The sequence below is a fragment of the Novosphingobium sp. HR1a genome (assembly GCF_015594425.1).
GTDB lineage: Bacteria > Pseudomonadota > Alphaproteobacteria > Sphingomonadales > Sphingomonadaceae > Novosphingobium > Novosphingobium resinovorum_A.
The window spans coordinates 1-1167 of sequence record NZ_JABXWS010000118.1 but is presented as its reverse complement, the minus strand read 5'-3'; the positions used below and the strand labels follow the sequence as shown (position 1 = coordinate 1167).

The window sequence follows — 1167 nt, the reverse complement described above, 5'->3', positions numbered from 1 at the left end:
CCTCGGTAATGTCCTTCTGCGACGGGCTTTCGCCGCGTGCCTGGAGCGCGTCCTTCAAATAGATCAGCATGACCACGCCGAACTCGGCCGCGACGCCAGCGAGGGCGATAAAGCCGACGCCGGTCGCGACCGACTGGTGATAGCCCAGCAGATAGAGAATCCAGAAACCACCGGTGAGCGCAAAGGGTAACGTGCCCATGATGAGCATCGCTTCATCGAGCCGCCGGAAGATCAGGTAGAGGAGGAGGAAGATGATCGCGAGGGTGGCGGGCACCACGATCTTCAGCCGGTCGATTGCCCGCGCGAGATATTCGAACTGGCCGGAATAAGCGAGGCTGACCCCCGGCGACAGCTTGACCTCATGCGCGACCGCTCGTTGCAGATCCGCGACCACGGACGCGAGATCGCGGCCGCGAACATCGACATAGACCCAGGTTGATGGCCGCCCATTTTCGGTTTTCAGCATGGGCGGCCCGTCGCTGATCGCGATCTGGGCCACGCTCCCCAAAGTGATCTGCTGTCCCGAAGAGGTGAGCAAGGGGAGGGTGCGAAGCGTATCGGGGCTATCGCGCAGTTCACGCGGATAACGGACATTGATGGGATAGCGCGCCAGTCCCTCGACGGTCTGGCCGATCGTCTCGCCACCAATCGCGCCGGAGACGATGGCCTGGACATCCGCGATGTTGAGGCCGTAGCGGGCAGCGGCCATCCGATCGATCCGCACATCGACATAGCGCCCGCCGGTAAGCCGTTCGGCCAGCGCGGAACTGACACCGGGTACGCCCTTGGCGACCCGCTCCACCTCGCGCGCGATATGGTCGATGACGGCAAGGTCCGATCCCGATACCTTGACGCCGATCGGACTTTTGATGCCCGTCGCCAGCATGTCGATCCGGTTGCGAATGGGGGGCACCCAGATATTGGCAAGGCCCGGCACCTTCACGGTGCGGTCAAGCGTCTCGACCAGCTTTGCCGGTGTCATGCCGGGCCGCCATTGATCGCGGGGTTTGAAACGGATCGTCGTCTCGAACATTTCGAGCGGGGCTGGGTCGGTCGCGCTTTCCGCTCGACCCGCCTTGCCGAAAACGCTCTGCACCTCGGGCACGGACTTTATCATCCGGTCTGTCTGCTGGAGGAGGTCCGACGCCTTGGCGGCCGACAGGCCGG

The 1167-nt window shown here is 63.7% G+C and carries 1 protein-coding gene; it reads right to left on the bottom strand.

Going from position 1 to position 1167, the window contains the following annotated elements:
* Positions 1-1167: efflux RND transporter permease subunit (locus tag HWN72_RS30170; RefSeq protein WP_211152258.1), on the bottom strand; the 1167-nt coding region annotated here is incomplete at both ends.